Here is a 20076-nt window from a genome sequence, read left to right as displayed (position 1 = left end):
GGCCTCATCCCGGCAGGAAGCGGGAAATCCACAGGCCGAACTGCCGGGGCTGCCGGGTCTGAACCAGCAGCCGGCCGGGACCGAAGAATCGGCAGACGATCTTCTCGCCGGAGGTGAAGGCGGCGATGAAGCCGGGATTGCCCATCTCCAGTTCGTAGCGCATGGACTGAGACCAGGCGACGAGGTGGCCGTTATCGACGATCTTTTGCTGGCCCGGCTGGAGGTCGAATTCATGGATCGCGCCGTAGGATTCCAGAAACACCAGCCCGCGACCTTCGGCCTTGAGAATGAAAAAGCCTTCCTGACTGAACAGCCCCCGCGCGATGTTCTGCACCTGGGTGCTGACCTGAACCTCTTCGCTGCACGCCAGAAAGCCGTCCTTTTGAATCACGTACCCATCGCCGGGTTGCAGGTCCAGCGCCACCACCTCGCTGGGCGAAGCCGGGGCGAAGAATACCGAGCCCGGCCCGCGCGCCGCCGTCAAGGTTTGCAGGAAGAAGCTTTCGCCGCTCATCAGCCGGCCGAGACCGGCTAGCAATCCGCCCTCCATCTTGCCCTCGACGTCGATGGTCGGCGCCATGGCCACCATGGCGTCGGACTGGGCTTTCAAGTGGCGACCGCGTGGCAGATCGACGCGGGCCAGCGTGTAGGCGCCGGGGTACAGAATCTCGTAATCGAGATCGGCGGCGGCGGAGTGGCGGATGATGCTGGCGGTGGGTAACACCCCGGTCGCGGGTGCCTTGCCGATGGATACCGGTGGGACTTTCGCGGTGGCGCGCGGTACCGGCGGTGGTGGAGCGGTGGGCGTTTCCTCGCGGATATCCACCCCGAAGTGGGTGGCCAAAGGCCCCAGGCCGCCAGTGAAGCCTTGGCCCACGGCGCGAAATTTCCATTGGTCGTTACGCCGATAGATTTCGCCGAGGATCAACGCCGCCTCGGTCATGCTGGTGGTGGGTGGGCTGAAACTCATCAGCTCGGTCCGCGCCGCATCGAAGATTCGGAGATCGATCCGACGGGCCTGGGCAAAAGAGCCCCGACCGTGCAGCGTCAGACAGATGGCTATTTTGGCGACATCGACGGGCAGGTCACCGAGTCGGATGTGAAATGCCTGGCGCTCCGGTCCGACACCCTGGTTCAGCGTCAGGGAACCGCAGGCCGAACATGGATTGTTGTAGAACACGAAGTCTGCGTCCCCACCGACTTGATCCCCCTTGCGCAGGAGAAAAGCGCTGGCGTCGGCCTCGTGGCCACCGGGGCGTTCGGGTTCCCAAGCGATGCCGATCCGAAGTTCCGCGCCGCTGGGCAGGGGTAGATTGGCGCCCGGTTGGAGTGATTTCGCCATTCGTTCAACCCCGGCGGTTGGACGGGAGCAGCGGGCGCACCCACGCGCCAAAAGCGGCCGGATTGCGGCTTTGGATGTAAATTTTACCGGGTCCCCTGAAGCGGCACACGATACCTTCGCCGGAAGTGAAGCTGGAAATCCAGCCCGAGCTGGCCTTTTCGATCGTGTAGCCGATCGATTCAGGCCAGGCGACCAGATGGCCGTTGTCGACGATCATTTCCTGGCCGGCGGGCACGTCGAGCTCGTGGATGGCGCCGTAGCTTTCGGCGAACAGCATGCCCCGGCCGCTGGCCTTGAGCACGAAGAAACCCTCGCCGCCAAAAAGCCCTCGGGTGAGGTTCTGAGCGGTGGTGGAGATGCTGACACCGTCGCTGGCCGCCAGGAAGCCGTCCTTTTGCAGGATGTAGGTTTGCTGGCCATTGAGGTGAATCGGCAACAGGTCGCCCGGTTGGGCCGGCGCGAGATGAGCCACGCCGGCGCCCCGGGATGCTCTCAGCGTTTGAAAGAACAGGCTTTCTCCGCTGAACATGCGTCCGACCCCGCCGAGCAGGCCGCCTTCCATTTTGCCTTCCACGTCGATGGTGGGGTCCATGGCCACCATGGCGTCGGACTGAGCCTTGAGGGTCTGGCCCAGTCGGAGATGGACCTCCAGCAGGGCGAAGGCGCCCCGATAGAGCACCCGGAAGGTGAGATCTTCGATCGTTTGCAGGTCTGACGACGGTGCGGTCATGGCGTTGTGCGGCGAATTTCGGTAAGGACTTAGCGATTAAAAATAGCTGAACCGGTTTCCCCAGACAACGAACCCACCAAAGAAAGTGGGCGTTCGCCTTTCGGCGCGGTCAATATGTGGAACGATCCAACGAGGAATCACTCATGCGAATGAAACAATGGCGAGGCGGATTGGCGGCCATCGCGATCCTGATTGCCGGCGGCTGTTCGGAAGGGCCATCACCCATGAGTTTAGGTGTGAACCAAGGCCAGTTGGCGCCATGTCCCGATTCACCCAACTGCGTGTCGTCGCAGGCGGCGGACGAGAATCGATGGGTTCACCCCTTGCGTTACCAAGGTGAGCGAGCGCGGGCGCGCGCCCAACTGTTGGCGGTGCTCGACGGCATGGATCGAGCCGAAATCGTCCAGGCCGATGAAAGCTACATCCATGCCCAGTTTCGTTCGGCGGTCTTCGGTTTCGTGGACGACGTGGAATTCCTGTTCGACTCGCCGGGCTTCATTCAGGTGCGCTCGGCCGCGCGGATCGGCTATTACGACTTCGGTGTGAATCGCGAGCGAGTGGAGCGCATTCGTGTCCGCTTCGCCGAGGCGATGGAGGAGTCCTAGCCCGGGTCGTGGTCTCAACCAACGGTGGGATGGGCGAGCGAGTGGCCGTGAGGTGCCGGGCGGAAACCGGCGAAATGAGGTTCGGCGGGGGAAAACCGGCGCCGGATCACCCCGACAAGCGCTTGTAATATTGGGCGAACGCTTCGGCGGGTAACGGTTTGCTGAAATAGTAACCCTGCGCGGCGTCGCAGCCGCGCTCGCGCAGAAAGTTCAATTGCTCGGCGCCCTCGACGCCTTCGGCCACCACGTTCAAGCGCAGGCTTTTGCCCATCTGAATGATGGCGGTGGCGATGGCGGTGTCGTCGGGATCGACGGGAATGTCCCGGACGAAGGACTGATCGATCTTGAGCCGGTTGACCGGAAAGCGCTTGAGATAGCTCAGACTGGAATAACCGATGCCGAAATCGTCCACGGCGAACTGCACTCCGCTTACCTGGAGCCGGTGCATGGTTTCGATCATCTTTTCGGTGTCGCGCATCAGCAGGCTTTCGGTAATCTCCAGTTCCAGCCACCGGGGTGCCAGACCAGCGGCTTGGAGGGCATCGATCACCTGATTTTCCAAATGCGGTTGCAGCCATTGTTTGGCGGACAGGTTGACGGCGACCGGCATGGTCGGCAATCCGGCGGTTTGCCAGCGGCGGTTTTGCACGCAAGCGGTCCGCAGGGTCCATTCGCCGATCGCATTGATCAATCCGGTTTCCTCGGCGATCGGAATGAAGGTGATCGGCGGTATCAGACCGCGTTTGGGGTGTTGCCAGCGGATCAGCGCCTCCGCGCCAATCAGTTGCCGGGTGTTGAGATCGATCTGCGGCTGGTAGTGCAGCACGAACTCCTCTCGTTCCAGGGCACGCCTCAGATCGTTGCCCAGCGTGAACAGTTCCGACACCTGGACGTTGAGTTCGGAGGTGAAAAAGACATAGCCGGCCCGGCCGGCTTCCTTGGCCTGATACATGGCGTTGTCGGCGAAACGGATCAGGGTCGGCGGGTCGGCGGCATCCACCGGATAGATGCTGATGCCGATGCTGGCGTTGACGTGCAGCAGATGCTCTTGCACGGCGAACGGCGCGCGCAATGCTTGCAGCAGGTGTTCGGCGACTCGACCGGCGATGGCCGGTTCAGAGATCTCCGGCAGCACCAGGATGAATTCATCGCCGCCCTGCCGGGCCAGGGTATCCCCTTGCCGGATGCAGGCGCGCAATCGCTCGGTGACCGCTTGCAGCAACTGGTCGCCGGTACCGTGGCCCAGCGAGTCGTTGATGGTCTTGAAACGGTCGAGGTCCAGGAACAGGATGCCGACGTAACCCTGCCGGCGGTGAGCGCCGTGAATGGCCTGACTGAGGCGGTCGATCAGCAGGGTACGATTGGGCAGTCCGGTCAGCGGATCGTGAGTGGCCAGGTGCTGGATGCGCTCGGTGGCGACCTTGCGCTGCGATTCGTGGTCGAACAGATCCAGCGCGAAGGACAGCTCTCCGGCCAGGCTGGCCAGCAGGCCGGTGATGTCGGCGTCGAAGAAATCGCGCTCGGCCGCGTAAGCGCACAGGCAGCCGACCGTCTGGCCGCCGCGCCGCAGCGGAAAAGCAGCCCCCGAGCGAATGCCCAAGGCCTGGATTGTCCGCCGCCATGCGGAGGGGTTGGAGTCGTCTTGGAAATCGTTGTGGAAATCGTTGTCGACCTCGGGAGTCCCCTGTCGCAGCGCTCGCCCGGCCGGACTCCAACTGGCCGGTTGGCTGGGCTCGCTGGAGATGGGGAAGTCAGTCAGATAATGCGGATAGTCGGGTGCCATTCCGGCGTGCGCCACCAATTGGAACCCATCGTTTTCCGGGTTGACGAAACCGATCCATACCACCTGCATCTGTTCCAGCTCAATGACGATTTGGCAGATCTGCTGAAACAGCTCTTGCGGTTCGGCATGGCGGACGATGGCGGCGCTGGTTCGACTCAGGGCGGCGTAGAAATGGCTCAGGCGAAGGATCCTGTGTTCCGCTAGCTTCTGCGGCGTCATGTCCCGGATGGCCGCAACGGTGATCTTGCGTCCTTTATAGAGGAAATGGCGGACGAACAAATCGGCGGGGAAAACCGAACCGTCCTTGCGCCGGTGGGGTTGATCGGTAAGGCGCTTGGAGGTTAGGCGCGACAATTCCCTGACATCGCCTTTGGTGGCGACGGATAGATCGGTATCGCGCATGCTCAGAAATTCTTTTTGGGTATAACCGTACAGTTTGCAGGCTGCCGGATTGACCGACAGGATGCGTCCGTCCTGAGTGTCCACCAGGAACAGGGCGTCGCCGACGGTCGCGAACACGCTGCGGTATTTCAGCTCGCTGGCATGTAGCGCTGCCTCGGTTTTCTTGCGCTGGGTGATGTCTTCCTTGATGGCGACGAAGTGGGTGATGATGCCTTGCTCGTCGCGGATCGGGGCGATGGTGGCGGATTCCCAATACAGCGCGCCATCCTTGCGCCGATTGTGAAATTCTCCGTGCCATTCGTCGCCGTTGGTGATGATTTGCCACAAATGCTTGTACTGCTCACGCGAGGTTTGGCCAGATTTGAGAATGCGCGGGTTGGCGCCGATGGCCTCGGCCTGGGAATAGCCGGTGGTTTCGCTGAACTTCGGATTGACGTATTCGATGGCGCCGTTGCGGTCGGTGATGATCACGGCGTTGGCGCTTTGTTCGAGCGCGCGCGAATACTGCCGCAACTTCTGTTCCGCCCGCCGTCGTTCCTGGATTTCCGCGTTGAGTTGTCGTTGTTGATCGAAAGAATCCCGGATCAGCAGGGCGATCCGACCGAATTCGGTGTCTTGCTCGCATAAGGGTGCCAGCGCGGCCGGATCACGCTGGCACAGGCTGCGAACGATCGTCCGTAGCGGCCGGTTCACCCATTGGAACAGAGCGGCGGCCAGCACGGCCAGCAGCAACAGGTTCAGGCCGAGAATCAGGGGGGATTGTCGGATGGCCAGGCCCGCTGCGGAGAGCGCCATCGCCAGGAACAGCAGCCAGAACACGCGGAACTGGATTTTGCCGTGAAATGGCTTCATGGACGAGGATCCCGACGTGGGGCGACGGCACGACGGACGAGCCAGAGGCTGCTCGGGCGATGGCTGGAATAGGCGTCGATGCTGTAGATCGCCAAGGCCAGCCAGATGCAGCCGAACACCATGAAGTGAATGCGGGTGAAAGGCTCGTGGTAAACCGCGACCGCCAGCAGGAATTGCAGGGTGGGCGTCAGATATTGAATCAGGCCGACGGTGGACAGGCGCAGGCGTTGGGTCGCCTGAAGAAACAGCAGCAAGGGAGCGACGGTGATCGGGCCGGCGGCCAGCAGCAGCCAATCGGTGTGCTCGCCCGGCATGCCCAGCGCGCCGATGCCGCGCGCCGCGAAGACCGTCAGAAACAATAGGGCGACGGGAGCCATCAACATGGTTTCCATGCACAGTCCCAACATGGCGGCATGCCCCGCTTTCTTGCGTAATAACCCATAACTTCCAAAGCTTAGCGCCAGAGTCATGGAAATCCAGGGAAACGCGCCATGGCCGAACGCCATCGCCAGTACGCCGATGCCGGCGATGGCGACCGCGCTCCATTGGCGCGAGTTCAGCCGCTCGCGCAGGAACAGCACGCCCAGTACGACGTTGACCAGTGGATTGATGTAATAGCCGAGGCTGGCTTCCAGGATTCGGCCGGTTTGCACCGCCCAGATATACAGCAGCCAGTTGGTGGAAATCAGCAGGGTGGTGAGCAAGTAGAAGCGCAGGTGACGCCCGTTGCGGAATGAGGCCAGCAAGGCCGATCCCTGTCTTCGAGCCAGAAGTAGCGCCAGCAGTAACACCGCCGAGCCGAGGATCCGGTGCGCCAGCACCTCCAGGGCCGGAACATGCCGCAATAGATTGAAATAAATGGGGAACAATCCCCAGAGCGTAAAGCAGCCCAGCGCGCTCGATACGCCCGCAAGGGTGCCATCGGAACAGTGGGCCGACACGGGTTGCGGGGGCGAAGGTGGCGGCATCCGTGTCTTTCTCAAGGAGGGGCCAGCCCGCCGGACATGCCGCCGCCACCTGCGGGTCCAGTCGGACCCATGATGATGGAAAGAGTCACAAAATCCATGCGTTTTCGCCAGTAACGAGGAGTTGAAAATAGGATATAGGATAAATAAGACCAAGATATTAAAGGCTATTTTGTAACTATTATAATTCTAATAGCACTGAAACGATGAATTTGGCCGACCTCGGGGCGATGAAACAACCCTGCGGGTTCTTGGCCAAAAGAGAATCGTCCGTCGAAATAGAGGCGTTGTGTCAAACTTATAGAATAAACGGCAAGCTTCAGTGACTGAAGCCGGGTGAGGGCGACAGCCGGGCGATGGCGTGAATCATTTCAGCTTGGTATCGGTTTTCTTCTGGAGAAAATTCATGCGTGGATTGAATCGTGTGGTCATGATATTCCCATTGATCTTGGTCGCCGCCACGGCGGTCGCCGACAGCATGCGCTGCGGTAGTTATATCGTCAGCGACGGCGATTCCCAGTCGCGTGTGCTGGATCTTTGCGGCGAGCCGCGACGAGCCTGGCAGGATGGTTTCATCGAACAGGTGGTCCGCCGCAACGATGGGTATTACGATCCATCCACGACGCCACAATCTTATCCACGCCTGCCCGGCTACGAAACTGAAACACGGCGGCTCATTCCGGTCTACAAGTGGGAGTACAATCTGGGACGGGGGACCTTTCTCAAAACCCTGGTGTTCCAGGGCGATACTCTGGCGCAGATTATCGACGGCCCCCGGCAGTGACGCGCCGCCGCCGCGCAAGATCCAAGGCCCATGATCGTGCACAACGTCGTCAAGCTGCTCCTCAGTGCCACCGTCACCGGCTTGTTCGTGTTGCACGCCGGTGGTTGGTGGTCGTTCTCCTTCCTGCAACAACTTGAAGACATTGCGTACGACGCGCGCCTGAACCTGACGCTGCCAGGCACGGTGGACCCGCGCATCGTGATCGTGGACATCGACGAGCGCAGCTTGCGGGCGGAAGGCCAGTGGCCCTGGCCGCGAGGTCGATTGGCGACGCTGGTCGAGCAACTGTTCGAACGCTACCAGGTGGCCGTGCTCGGTTTCGATGCAGTGTTCGCCGAGCCGGACTCGACCGATCTGGTTTTCAGGGCGCTCATTCGAGGTCCACTGGGCCAGGACGCTCAGCGGCGTACCGAATTGGAGCGGCTGCGCCGCGAACTGGACCCGGATCGCCGCTTTGCCGCCGCTCTATCCGGTCGTCCGGTGGTGCTCGGTTATTTTTTCAATACCCGAACGTCGCCCGATGCCGAAATTCAGTTTGGGCGTCTACCGAACCCGATCGCCTCGATTCGGGATTTGGAGACGAACGACACCGTTTTGGTCGAAGCGGTTGGTTACGGCGCCAATCTGCCATTGCTGCAGGACAATGCCCGCTCCGGTGGTTTTTTCAACAGCCCGCTGGTGGACCAGGACGGGGTTTTTCGCCGGGTACCGCTACTGATTCGCTATCGCGATTATCTCTATCCGCAGATCGCGTTGGCCGTGGTCCGCGCACTGATGGACGATCCACCCGTGGAACTGGTCATGGCGGCCGGCTATGGCGCGGACGCTCACGGCCGGCGTCTGGAAGCGCTGCGGTTCGGCGGTTTTACCGTGCCGGTCGACGATCTGGGCGCGGTGCTGGTGCCCTATCGCGGCCGCCAGGGCAGCTTTCCGTATGTATCGGCGGCCGAAGTCCTGGCGGGAACCGCCGACCCGCGCTTGTTGGAAGGGGCGATCGTGCTGGTGGGGACCACGGCCGCCGGTCTGCTGGACCTTCGTGCCACGCCGGTGCAGAACGTCTATCCCGGTGTCGAGGTCAACGCCAACCTGATCGCCGGCATCCTGGACCACAATTTCAGGAGCCGACCGGCTTACTCGGCCGGTCTGGAAATCGTGCAGTTGGGAATCGTCGGCCTGCTGGGCGCGCTAATCGGCTGGTTGACGCCGGTGTGGGCGTTGTTGTTGACCATGGCGGTCGCGGGGGCGTTGCTCGGCGTCAACGGCTATCTTTGGTTGGCGCACGCGCTGGTGGCACCGCTGGCCACCCCGCTGGCACTACTGCTGGTCCTGTACATGCTGCACACCAGTTACAGTTTTTTCATCGAGTCGCGGCGGGAACGGTGGATCACCCGCCTGTTCGGCCAGTACGTGCCGCACGAGATCGTCGCGGAAATGAGCCGGCGCGGCGAGCGCTATTCCCTGGAAGGAGAAAGCCGACGGATGACGGTGCTGTTCAGCGACATCGCCGGTTTCACCACCCTCTCCGAACGCTTCGAACCACGCCAGTTGACCCAGTTGATGCAGTGCTATCTGACGCCGCTGACCCGCATCATCCACGAGCATCGCGGCACCATCGACAAGTACATCGGCGATGCCATTATGGCATTCTGGGGCGCGCCGCTGGCCGATCCCGAACATGCCCGGCACGCGGTGGCGGCGGCGCTGGCGATGGCGCGCGGCTTGCGGGCGCTGGACGATGATTTTTCACGCACGGGGGCTGGCCGCCGCTGCGGGCCCGCACCGGCGTCAACAGCGGGATGATGAGCGTCGGCAACATGGGGGTCGGAATTCCGGGTGTCCTACACGGTGCTGGGCGATGCGGTCAACCTGGCGTCCCGCCTGGAGGGCGCCGCCAAACAGTACGGCGTGGAAATCGTCATCAGTGAATACACTCGCGAGCTGGTTCCCGAATACGCCTGTCGCGAGTTGGATCGGGTTCGGGTCAAGGGCCGGACCCAGCCGGTGGTGATGTTCGAGCCGCTGGGGTTGGCGAGCGATTTAGACGCGGAGCAAAACGCGGAACTGATCGAATACGAGGAGGCGTTGCGCGCCTACCGGCGGCAGGACTGGAACCCGGCGGAGGCCGGGTTCCAGCGGCTGCGCGAACGACAGCCGGACCACCGTTTGTATGCGCTGTATCTGGAGCGGTTGGCCACGCTACGCGCCGAGCCACCCCCCGTGGACTGGGACGGGGTGTTCAACCTGGAAACCAAATGAGCCGCTTGCGGGGCCGGAACCGCGTTTAGGGCGAGGCGTCCTGATCGTCCTGGTTCGCGTGGTGGATCAAGGCAGCCGCGCCACCCGCCACCGCCGCCGCCACCGCTGCCGTTGTAGTGCTGGAGATACCGCCAGCGGCGGCACCAGCACCGGCACCAGCACCGGCACCAGCACCAGCACCGGTACCCGCACCGGTACCCGCACCGACACCGGTGCCGGCCGTGGTGGAAGAAGTTGCCCCCGCGCCCGTCGTGGCCGTCGTCAACAGGGAACGGCAAGCACAGCCGGCGATAACGGCGGCCGGCGGTGCGGCGCCGCCGGCTTCCCGCGGCGGGGCGCATGGGGCGCGCAGTTCGGGTGCCGGTACCAACCGGGGCGGCGTATTGGCGTCGGCCACGAACACAATCTGGCTGGCGTTGGCGACCAGCGTCTTACCGGCGGCGGTTACCGCGACCGCGCCGCTGTGCACCATCAGGCACAGACTGCCCAGGGCGACCGTGAATTCGGTACCGCGAATGCCGAGAGTGGCCACGGGTGTATCGATTCGAATCGCTTCCGGGCTTTCCTTGGACATGGCTCCCGAGATGAAACGCATCCCACCCTTAAGTAGTTCCAAGCTGGAGCGGTTGTCCTGGGGCTTGTCCTTGGCGTAGCGGTAGTTCTTGATCCAGAACACTGAGCTGGGGTTGAGATTGACGGTTTGACCGTCCAGAAATTTCAACACCGCTCGGCCGTCGGCCCCGGTGACCACTCGCATGCCCAGCCGCAGTTCGGCGCCGGCCGACATGGGTGTGCCGTTGATTTCCACTCGCCCTTGCGCTTCGGCCAGGGTGCCGATCGCTTCGGGAGCGGCCCAGGCGACAGTGCTCAGAAGAAGAAGTCCGAGCAATGCGACCAGGTTCGTCAAGGGTGTGCGATAGCGCGGGGGGTAAGGTTTCGTCATGTTGTCCGCTCCAGGCCAGCTATACGGTACGCCGATCAAGTGTACCTCGCAGCATACCATCGATCTCGAAATATCCAGAAAGTCCTTCACGCCGACCCGCGGCCGTTTCGGAGCCCGCCATGCCGGGATCGGGCATGCGAGTCATGATGGCTTGGGCGCCGCCAGTCGCGGGTCGCCCGCGACTCGGTGGCCTGGGGCGAGACGCAATCAGCGGATTTCAGGGCAAGCGCTCCAGGCATTCCAGCACCGCGCGCGGCTCCAGTTTGCCCTTGAAGAACAGTACCGGACCGGGAACATCCCGAAAATCGTCGGCGCCGACGTTCAGCCGTTCCGAAACCGCCACGATGAGATCGGGCATGGCGGCTCGCCGCAGTTTATCGAGTTTACGGCGCAGATAATCGGGGTGCCAGAACCCCATGATCTCGACATGCGCGACCCGGCCATCGGGATGGCGCAGGGCAAAATCCGGTACGAATACCGTGCCCTTCAGATCGACGATTTCCACTTCCCGTTCCAGTATCCAGGGGGTGTCCAGCTTTTCCCAGCGGCGGGCGAAGTGTTCCTCCAGCAGACTATCGTAGGCCGGCGGCGCGGCGGTCAGTGGTTTGAGCGGCGATTGCGAGTCGACCCGGTAACTGATGTCCCGGTCGTCCCGCCGCAGCACCGCTTCCATTTCCCAGCGACTGACCCGCAGCAGCGCCGGCAGAAAGATGGCCATTTGCAGGCCGTACTTGCGGGTTTGTTTGAACAGGCTGGCGGGGCCGTCCACGTAGATTTGATAGCCGTCGTCGAGGTTGCCCTCGACCGCGTACATCAGCCCATGGAACTTGAGGTGCTGGAACAGGCGACGGTATTCGCCCGGCACGTTGCGGTGGGCGGTGAGGCGCAGGCACAGAGCCGAGTACAACAAGCCTTGCGCCTGGGCCAGGTTGTAGCGATCCACCAGTTGATCCGGGGCGAAATCCGGCAATGCGGTCAGCAGGTGATTTTCCGGCAGGTCGGCGTACAGCGCCTCGCGCAGGGTTTCCGCCTCCAACTGGTAGCGCGGGGCGATTGCTTCCAGCACTTCGCGGGCCTGGGTTTCGCCGTAACCGCCGCGTTCGGCCGCCAGGGTGAATACTTCCCGGCGCAGCGTTTCCGGTTCCAGTTCACCGGTGGCCAGAGTGAATTCGGCGGCGTTCAGCGCCAGATGGGCGAAGCCGCGCACGATACGGTAATCGGGCGAATCGCCCTCCAGCGCTCGTAATGCCGCCTGTAACTCGCCACGGGTGCGATGCTGGTGTTCACGGATCGTGGCCAGCACCCGTTCGGCCCAGACGCATTGTTCGGGCCGCAGAAAACGCGGGTAGATCTGTGCACCGCGCTTATGGGAGAAGAGCAGATCGGAGGGGAGCATCGCTTGTGGTTACGTCCCGTTGCCGCTTTTACCCTCGTCTCTTTCCATTTTGGGAGAGGGGGGGTGTGAATCGAACAGTGCCAGCGTGGCTTCGATTCGTTCCGCCTTGCGGGCGGCATCTGGCGGCGCGCGGCGGCGGTCGGCGACCCGTTCCTCACGGGTTTCGCGGGCGATGACTTCGTACAGCACCGCCCGTTTGCCATCGCCGCGCCGCAGGATGCGTCCCAGCCGCTGCACGAACTCCCGCGCCGAGGCGCTGCCGGACAGGATCACGCCGATGGAGGCGTCCGGCACGTCCACACCCTCGTTCAGCACGTTGCTGGTGACGATGGCGGTGAAGATGCCGCTCTTGAAATGGTCGAGGATCGCCTGCCGTTCCTTGACGGCGGTTTGATGGGTCAGACAGGGAATCAGGAAGCGCTGCGAGACTTCGTAGGCGGTGGCATTGTCTTCGGTGAAAATCACTGTCTTGGCGCCGGGATGATTGGCTAGGATCAGGCCCAATGCCCGCAGTTTGGCCGGGGTGGCGTGGGCGATGCGGCGGGTGTCGCGGTGGGCGCGCATGGCGCGACGGCCCTCGACGCTGCGGGCCGACAGCATGACGAAGCGATTCCAGCCTTCCAGCGAGCCCAGCGACAGCCGGTTGGCCTGCAAAAAGGCGTTGCGGTCGTCCAGTGCCTGTTGGTAGGCGGCGCGCTCGGTGGGGGACAGGTCCACATGGATCTGTCGTACCTGGTAGTCCGCCAGCACGTCGCCGGCCAGTTGCTCTGGGCGTTTGCGGTAGACGATGGGGCCGATCAGTTCGGGCAGGTCGGCGTCCTTGCCGTCGCCGCGCTCCGGGGTGGCGGTCAGTCCCAGTCGGTAGGGTGCCAGCGAGAATTCGGCGATGGCGCGGTAGAACTCCGAAGGTAGATGGTGTGCTTCGTCGAAGATCAGCAGGCCGAAGCGGTCGCCCAGTCGTTCGATGTGACGGGCGGCGGAATCGTAGGTGGCGATGGTGAGGGGTTGTGGCTCGTGATAGCCGCCGCCGATCAGGCCGATGTCCTGATCCGGGAACGCTGCCCGCAACAATGCGTACCATTGCTGCATCAAGTCCAGGGTCGGGACCATGATCAATCCGTCGCGCCGCGCCCAGCACAGCGCCAGCAGCCCGACCAGCGTTTTACCCGCTCCGGTCGGCAGCACCACCACCCCGCGCCCTTTCGCCGCCTGCCAGGTCGCGAGGGCTTCCCGTTGATGGGGATAGGGCGTCATCTCCAGCGCGCAGCTCAGTTCCCGGCGCTGATAGCGCGGCGCCTTGTTGCGAGCCAGTTCCCCCTTGAGGGGGCCGATGATGTCGCTGTAGCGATTGGCTGGCGCCCGGTAGGCATCCACGCGCGGGTCGTAGCAGAACCAGGTTTCCAACCCGGCCGGCAGTTCAGCCACGCCCTCCAGCAACAACGTGCCCCGGTCGAAGCGAAGCTGGCGTTTGGTGTCATCGCGGCCGGTACGGTAAAAACCGGCGGTATCCTTGGTGTGGTGGGTCATGACTTCTTCAATGATGGGGCAGGCACCAGGGCAATGGTTTCCAGTCGCCGCAATCGATTCCGAACGGTCGCGCCAAGTACTTGGGTCTCCAAGCGCTCGTCCTCGGCTCCGGCCAGGGCTAAAGCGGATCGATAGTGGGATCCGGCCTGCTCCAACTTGGATCGGGTTTCGGGGTCAGGTCGATCTAGCGAAGGGGAAGCCACATCGGTGTCTTCGCCATAATCGTCATCCAGCATCGGCAATCCCAGCGTCGCTCGCGCCTGGTTCAACGCGAGATCGCCCAGCAGCAGCGCGCTTTCCAAGCAGTCGGATTCGAGCGCGTGCCGGGCCAGCGATTCATCCACTACATCCCAGCAACCCATCAACGCTAGCGCCCGCAGCGCCTCCCGCCGCATGCCAAAGTCACGACCTCCGCCCGCCGCGCTCGCCAACAGCGCCAAGGCTGTTTCGACCGGCATGGTCGGGTCGGGAGCGGGCAGGGAATCGCTGGTGGCGCGCCGCGCCCGCCACGATAGCAATCGCGCCCGTTCGACCAGTTGTCGTTCCAGCATGGCGTTTGGGCGGAGTTCGACGAGCGCGTTGCTCGGTCGTTCCAATTCCGCCAGGTGGCGACGACGGAACGCGGTGCGGCACAACGCCCACAGATGGGTGGCGGGGGTCAGGCGGGGATACTCATCGCGCCAGCCGGCCCAGGCGCGGGAATGCCAGTCCCAGGCGGCGGTGAATTCGCCCCGGCGCGAGGCCAGTTCGCCTTCCAGATAATCCAGTGGCGCGGTCCATGGTCGGCGGATCTCGCTCAGATAGTGCCGCGCCTGATCCAGCAGCGCGCGGCAGAACCGTAACGGCTTGCGTTCCAGACCGATGTGGACGATGGTGGTCAGCGCACCGAACGCATCAGCCGGATCGGCGGTCGCGACTCGCTCGCCGACGACTTGCAACAGCGCGGCCAGCGCCAGATCGTTCTCGCCGGCCTGCCGCAGGCTGTAGCCTTCCCACAGCAGCGCCCGCGTCCGTTCACCGGGTAGTCCCAGCGCGCCGGCCAGCTCCGCCGCCTGACGCTCCAGTCGCGCGGCCTGGGTATAATCACCGGTTTCGCGGGCTTGCCGGGCATGATCGCGCAATCGCTCGAATGAGCGTCGGTCGGCGCTCATGGCCGGTGGGTCGTCACGGCCAGGGTTCGGGCCGATCTCAATGCAGCAACGAAAACATCCGCCGCCGGTAGGTGATGACCAGCGGATGTTCGTTGCCGAGCATCTCGAAGATCGCGATCAGTCCCTGGCGACCGGCTTCGTCCTCGAACTGAGGGTCGCGGCGCATGAGGTCCATGAACTGCTCCAGTGCCGATTCGTAAGCGCCGGCCAGCACGTAGCGGGCCGCCAGTTGTCGGCGGGCGGCGCTGTCGGCGGGATCGGCGCGCACCTTCGTTTCCAGCGCGGCCAGATCCGGCGCGCCCTGGGCCAGGTCGGCAAAGCGCAGCCGCGCCAGCAGGCCGCTGGCCGGTTGGCGATCGCGCTCCTCGGCCGGCAGGCTTTCCAGCAACGCGCGCGCGTCCTCGCCGCGATCCAGTTGCAGCAGCTTGTCCGCCAGCGCCACCTTCAGTTCGACGCTGTCCGGCTCTTGCCTGAGCGCCTCATGCAGTAGTTCGATCGCTTGTTTCTGACGGCCGCGCTGCCAAAGCAGGTCCACTTGTTCCATGATCAGTTCGCCCGGATGGGTCCGGTAGCGGTCGATGGCTTCCCGATAGGCCGATTCCGGCTGCACGCCCACCAGCTGATCCACGATCTGTCCCTGCCAAACCACCATCACCGTCGGCAGGCTGCGGACCTGGAAATGCCCGGCCAGTGCCTGTTCGGCGTCGGCGTTGATCTTGGCCAGAATGAAACCGCCTCGGTATTCCTGAGCCAGCTTGGTCAGAATCGGCGTGAGCGTCTTGCAGGGTTGGCACCAGTCGGCCCAAAAGTCCACCAATACCGGTGCCCGCTGGGAATTCTCCACCACGACTGCGGCAAAGTTATGTTGGGTGACTTCGAAAATGTAGGGCGATTCACTCATCGTTGGATTTCCGTAAGAACCATGTCGGGCTTCGGCGCGCAATCGGCCGAACGGCGGCGGCGAAGGGATTCAAGGCATGAACCGGAAGAACGGGCGCGTACCCGTCGTGCGACGGAAAGCCAGGATATGCATCCAGCTTAGCGTTCGAGATATTGCAGCTTGTCGGGCTTACCGTCCCAGTCCGCCGCATCGGGTGGCGCGTCCTTCTTTTCGGTGATCACCGGCCATTGTTTGGTCAGTTCGGCGTTGAGCGCCAGAAAATGTTCCTGGCCGGCCGGCAGGTCGTCCTCGGCGAAGATCGCCTGCGCCGGGCATTCGGGTTCGCACAGGGTGCAATCGATGCACTCGTCGGGATCGATGACCAGAAAATTTGGTCCCTCATGGAAGCAGTCCACCGGACAGACTTCCACGCAGTCGGTGTACTTGCACTTGATGCAGTTTTCGGTAACGACGAACGTCATGGGCAGTCCCCTGAAAAGGCCGGAAACACAGGGACGTTATCTTAACCGCGATTAACCGAGTTGGGCACTGGAAAATAGATCAATGGCGGGACCGGCTATTCCGTCTTTGCGTTCTGGCCGCCGCTCAGCATGGCCTTCAGATTCGCGAACGGGTGTGGGTCGCGCCGCCGCCCGCCGGGCGACCGGCGCCGTCGCTCCCGCCCCGAGCCAGCGCTTCTTCGCGGCGCTGGTGTTCGTTGTCGTGGCAATAGAGGCACAACAGTTCCCAGTTGCTGCCGTCCGGCGGGTTGTGGTCGTGGTCGTGGTCACGGTGGTGCACCGTCAATTCGTGCAGGTTCTGGCGGTTGAACTCGCGCGCGCAGCGCCCGCAGATCCATGGATAAAGTTTCAATGCCTGCTCGCGGTAATCGCGTTCGCGCTGTTCCCGGCCGCGCCGGGCGGCGGCCACGATCTGGTCCAGCTTGCCATCGTTGGATGAAGGGTTTCTGGGTTTCATGGGTCCGCCTCCGGGATTGAGAGTGAACGTGTAAAGGTGGGAAATTATGCCTCTTCAAGCCGTTTTCAGCAGCACTTTACCGGGTTGTCGCGCAACCGGAATAGTGGAAAGCGAAATGGGCGGCGCGCGTGCCGGAGCGGGGGCATGGAGACGATCATGACAAATGGCACAAGAATACTCGGGTCGAATCGTTCTAGAATCAGATCAAGCAATCCACCATAAGCAAGGGGGCTTGATGAACAAGCGTTTTACATTGTTCGCCATTTTCCTGCTGGGGATGGTGTCGTCCGCCCAAGCGTTGGACGCCTACGGCCCGGTGCGGCGCGGCGAGGATCTTTGGGACATCGCCAAGCACGTTTACCATGATCAGGACGTCAGTCGCGACCAGGTCATGCTGGCGCTGCTCAAGGCCAACCCGCAAGCGTTTGAGTATGCTTGCAATGCCAACTCACCCTTGAAAGTGGGCGAAAAGTTGCAAATTCCCGCGCTGGCGACGGTTAGCGCCTTGAGCCGCGCGGATGCCTTGCAAGAATTCGAACGGCAGTTACGGGAATGGGAAGACCATCGCCTGTCCAACGGCAAGTTCGTGTGCCCGCCCGCGAGCGATGTTGCCAAGCTTGCTCCCGCGCAAGCGGCACCGCCCGTGCCGGAAGTCACCGCACCCGAGGGAACGCCAACGCCCGTGCCGGAAGTCGCCGCGCCAGCGGTCAAGCCCGTGGCCAAGTCGACGGCCAAGCCGACACTGGAGCAGCGGATCGTCTGGGATCTGGACTGGGCCGCCATCCCGATTCTGCTGTTGCTGCTCGCCGGCATCGTCTGGTGGAAGTACCGGCTCAAACCCGCCGCGCCGGCGCCGGTCGCCGCGCCGTCGGCGCGCGAGATGGACTTCGCCGCGGAGACGGTGGACGCCGTGCTCGCTTACTTACAGGCGGATCGCGCCCAGGGCCTGAGCACCGCCGAGGCGGCCAATCGGGTGCGCGGTGTCGGCCCGAACGCCCTGGACGAGAAGCGCGTCACGCTGTTGCAGCGGATTCTGCCCTATTTCTGGGGGCCGATCCCCTGGATGATCGAAGCGGCGGCGCTGCTCTCGCTGCTCACCCGCGACTGGAACGATTTTCTGGTCATCACCACGCTGCTGCTGTTCAACGCCGTGATCGGTTTTCGTGAGGAAGCCAGCGCCGCCAACGCCCTGGCCGCGCTCAAGGGACAACTGGCGCTCAAGGCCCGCGCGTTGCGCGACGGCGAATGGCGGGAAATCGCAGCCCGCGACCTGGCGCCGGGCGACATCGTCCGTATCCGTTTGGGGGACATCATCCCGGCGGACGTGAAACTGATCGAAGGCGACTATCTGAGCGTGGATCAGGCCGCGCTGACCGGCGAATCGCTGCCGGTCGATAAAAAGACGGGCGAGGTGGCTTTTTCCGGCTCGATTGCCAAACAGGGCGAGATGGTCGCCGTGGTGACCGGCACCGGCGCCAACACCTTTTTCGGCCGCACCGCCAAGCTGGTGGAAACGGCCGGCGCCAAGTCGCATTTGCAGGAATCGGTCCTACAAATCGGCAACTTCCTGATTTTCTTCGCGCTGACGCTGATCGTGGTGTTGTCGGCGGTGGAGTTGTACTGGGGCACCTCGTTCATCCACCTGCTCAAGCTGGCGCTGATCCTGCTGGTGGCGTCGATTCCGGTGGCGATGCCGGCGGTACTGTCGGTCACCATGGCGCTGGGCGCCTTGAAACTCTCCAAACTCAAGGCCATCGTCTCGCGCATGGAAGCCATCGAGGAAATGGCGGGCGTCGATATCCTCTGCTCGGACAAGACCGGNACCATGAATCTGACCGAGCCGCAGGCCGGCTCCGACCTGTCGGCGGTACGCGCCAAGGCGGTACCCGAGGCCGATCATTACCGGCTGTATGGCCAGAAAATATTCATTACCTGGGGCGACCACGACCTGACCGATAACGTGGTGCATCTGGTGCTGGCGCGCACCCCGGATGCACCCGAGGGCGTCAAAGGCATCTCGTTGTTCCTGGTCCCCAAGTTTCTGGTCAATGCCGATAGTTCGCTCGGTCAACGCAACGATGTTCAGTGTGTGTCCATCGAGCACAAGCTGGGCATCCACGCCAGCCCCACCTGCGTGATGAGCTTCGGCGACCAGGACGGCGCCATTGGGTACCTGGTCGGCAAGGAGAACAAGGGACTCGCTCATATGTTCACCATGATGAACGAGGCCCGCCAGAAGGTCGGCATCCAGGGTCTGGGAGTCGCCGATCGTGCCTACCAGCAGGCGCGCGACTACGCCAAGGAGCGGGTCCAGGGCCGTCCCTTGGACCAGAAATCCGGCGATCGCGTCGCCATCATTCAACACCCGGACGTGCGGCGCATGCTGATGACCATGAAGTCCCAGGTCGAGGCCATGCGCGCTTTCGCCTATGTGATGGCCACCGATATGGATCTCGCCCACAAACACCCGGATGCCGCCGAGCGTCAGCGCCGCCAGGCGCGGGTGGATTTGTTGATCCCGGTGGTCAAGGGCTGGTGCACCGAACTGAGCGTGGAGATTGCTTCCACCGGAATCCAAGTCCACGGCGGCATGGGTTACGTCGAGGAGACCGGTGCCTGCCAATACCTGCGCGACGCGCGCGTCACCCCCATCTACGAGGGGACCACCGGCATCCAGGCCGCCGATCTGGTCGGTCGGAAACTCGCCATGGACCAGGGTGCAGCGATGGCGGACTTGATTCAGGAGATGCGCGGTATCGAAGCCGAACTCGCTCAGGCCGATAGCGCCGAACTGACCGTGATCGGTGCGTCCCTGACGGCGGGCGTCCAGGCTCTGGAGCAGGCGACTCAATGGGTGTTGCAAACCTTCAGCCATGACCCCAATGCCGCCGCCGTCGCTTCGGGCAATTATCTGATGCTGACCGGCTATGTCTGCGGCGGCTGGCAGATGGCGCGAGCCGCGCTGGTGGCCAAGTCGAAACTCGACGCCGGCGAAGATCCTGGATTCCATGGCGCCAAACTGGCCACCGCGCGCTTCTACGCCGAGCAGATCATGCCCCAGGCGGATGCTTTGCTCAAGATAGTGCGCAGCGGTGGCTCCAGTATCCTGGCGCTGTCGGCGGAGCAGTTCTGAGCGGCGGTATGAAAAGTCGCCATGCCGTTAATTGATTCAGCGTTCCGACGAACTTGGGGATTCCGCGTGAGGCGGGGCACCTCATTTTGAACGGTTGCGCGAAACCTCGGAAACGTGGGTCCGAATGGCCATGATTCAGATCATGGTCAGGCGGCTGGCCAAGGCGACCTGACTTTTCAGATCGCCTCCAACGATTCGTGATGACAGTGATAATGGCGCGGCCCGCATCCCGGCGATGCCTTGGAGCGCCCCAGTGGATGGGAGGAGGGTTGTGGCCCGCCGGGCGGTCGCGTGAACGTGGGGGTCGGTGATGATCGCGCGGACTTGTCCACAAAAGCTGTGGATAAAC

Annotated in this window: 14 protein-coding genes and 3 pseudogenes; 5 read left to right on the top strand and 12 right to left on the bottom strand. The window is 63.0% G+C overall.

Annotated elements, in window-relative coordinates:
• Positions 1-4: 4 nt before the first annotated feature.
• Together E4P82_RS23060 and E4P82_RS03370 are read right to left on the bottom strand one after the other, a co-directional pair.
• Entirely contained in the window at positions 5-1342 is a 1338-nt protein-coding gene (locus E4P82_RS23060) for a TIGR00266 family protein (protein ID WP_169247576.1), read from the bottom strand.
• A 4-nt stretch (positions 1343-1346) separates the two neighbouring features.
• Positions 1347-2072 carry a TIGR00266 family protein gene (locus E4P82_RS03370; protein WP_169247575.1) on the bottom strand — a complete coding sequence of 242 codons (726 nt, stop codon included), beginning with the start codon at positions 2070-2072 and terminating at the stop codon, positions 1347-1349.
• A 143-nt stretch (positions 2073-2215) separates the two neighbouring features.
• Between E4P82_RS03370 and E4P82_RS03365 the strand changes: the two genes are divergently transcribed.
• The gene (locus tag E4P82_RS03365) at positions 2216-2677 is read left to right on the top strand and encodes a DUF1499 domain-containing protein (RefSeq protein ID WP_246327337.1); all 462 of its coding nucleotides are present in this window, start codon (positions 2216-2218) and stop codon (positions 2675-2677) included.
• A 106-nt stretch (positions 2678-2783) separates the two neighbouring features.
• Here E4P82_RS03365 and E4P82_RS03360 read toward each other — a convergent pair whose 3' ends face one another.
• Entirely contained in the window at positions 2784-5714 is a 2931-nt protein-coding gene (locus E4P82_RS03360; RefSeq protein ID WP_169247574.1) for a bifunctional diguanylate cyclase/phosphodiesterase, read from the bottom strand.
• Positions 5711-6682 (bottom strand): EamA family transporter RarD, encoded by a 972-nt coding sequence (gene rarD, locus E4P82_RS03355; protein WP_169247573.1) that lies wholly within the window; start codon positions 6680-6682, stop codon positions 5711-5713. The genes E4P82_RS03360 and rarD overlap by 4 nt, the downstream gene beginning before the upstream one ends.
• 403 nt (positions 6683-7085) lie before the next feature.
• On the opposite strand from rarD, the gene E4P82_RS03350 reads away from it, so the two are divergent.
• Together E4P82_RS03350 and E4P82_RS03345 are read left to right on the top strand one after the other, a co-directional pair.
• Positions 7086-7463, top strand: coding sequence for a DUF2845 domain-containing protein (locus E4P82_RS03350; RefSeq protein WP_169247572.1), 378 nt, complete (start codon positions 7086-7088; stop codon positions 7461-7463).
• 30 nt (positions 7464-7493) lie between these two features.
• Positions 7494-9719: pseudogene (locus E4P82_RS03345) on the top strand (CHASE2 domain-containing protein).
• 25 nt (positions 9720-9744) lie between these two features.
• On the opposite strand, the gene E4P82_RS21440 reads toward E4P82_RS03345, so the two are convergent.
• The 7 genes and pseudogenes from E4P82_RS21440 to E4P82_RS03305 all read right to left on the bottom strand — a co-directional run bounded on the left by E4P82_RS21440 (position 9745) and on the right by E4P82_RS03305 (position 16594).
• Positions 9745-10662, bottom strand: coding sequence for a FecR family protein (locus tag E4P82_RS21440; RefSeq protein ID WP_211203011.1), 918 nt, complete (start codon positions 10660-10662; stop codon positions 9745-9747).
• 217 nt (positions 10663-10879) lie between these two features.
• Entirely contained in the window at positions 10880-12058 is a 1179-nt protein-coding gene (locus E4P82_RS03330) for a DUF790 family protein (RefSeq protein WP_169247569.1), read from the bottom strand.
• 9 nt (positions 12059-12067) lie between these two features.
• The gene (locus E4P82_RS03325) at positions 12068-13585 is read right to left on the bottom strand and encodes a DEAD/DEAH box helicase (RefSeq protein WP_169247568.1); all 1518 of its coding nucleotides are present in this window, start codon (positions 13583-13585) and stop codon (positions 12068-12070) included.
• Complete coding sequence (locus E4P82_RS03320; RefSeq protein WP_169247567.1) at positions 13582-14736, bottom strand: ATP-binding protein; 1155 nt, start codon at positions 14734-14736, stop codon at positions 13582-13584. Before E4P82_RS03320 ends, E4P82_RS03325 begins: the two co-directional genes overlap by 4 nt.
• 37 nt (positions 14737-14773) lie before the next feature.
• A complete protein-coding gene (gene trxA / locus E4P82_RS03315; RefSeq protein WP_169247566.1) occupies positions 14774-15637 on the bottom strand; it encodes a thioredoxin in 864 nt (287 codons plus the stop codon).
• Between the two features lie 137 nt (positions 15638-15774).
• The gene (fdxA, locus tag E4P82_RS03310; RefSeq protein ID WP_169247565.1) at positions 15775-16098 is read right to left on the bottom strand and encodes a ferredoxin FdxA; all 324 of its coding nucleotides are present in this window, start codon (positions 16096-16098) and stop codon (positions 15775-15777) included.
• A 95-nt stretch (positions 16099-16193) separates the two neighbouring features.
• A pseudogene (locus E4P82_RS03305) lies at positions 16194-16594 on the bottom strand (YajD family HNH nuclease).
• Between the two features lie 163 nt (positions 16595-16757).
• Here E4P82_RS03305 and E4P82_RS22715 point away from each other — a divergent pair.
• Positions 16758-17672: pseudogene (locus E4P82_RS22715) on the top strand (FimV/HubP family polar landmark protein); the annotation flags it as partial.
• Entirely contained in the window at positions 17658-19727 is a 2070-nt protein-coding gene (locus tag E4P82_RS22710; protein WP_281383642.1) for an HAD-IC family P-type ATPase, read from the top strand. The pseudogene E4P82_RS22715 and the gene E4P82_RS22710, both read left to right, overlap by 15 nt.
• Positions 19728-19862: 135 nt before the next feature.
• On the opposite strand, the gene E4P82_RS21435 is transcribed toward E4P82_RS22710, so the two are convergent.
• Positions 19863-20076: hypothetical protein (locus E4P82_RS21435; protein WP_211203010.1), on the bottom strand; the 214-nt coding region annotated here is incomplete at its 5' end.

It is taken from the genome of Candidatus Competibacter phosphatis (genome assembly GCF_012939995.1).
In the GTDB taxonomy this organism is placed as follows: domain Bacteria; phylum Pseudomonadota; class Gammaproteobacteria; order Competibacterales; family Competibacteraceae; genus Competibacter; species Competibacter phosphatis.
Note: the sequence above shows the minus strand (reverse complement) of the source record. Positions and strands in the feature narration are given on the sequence as shown.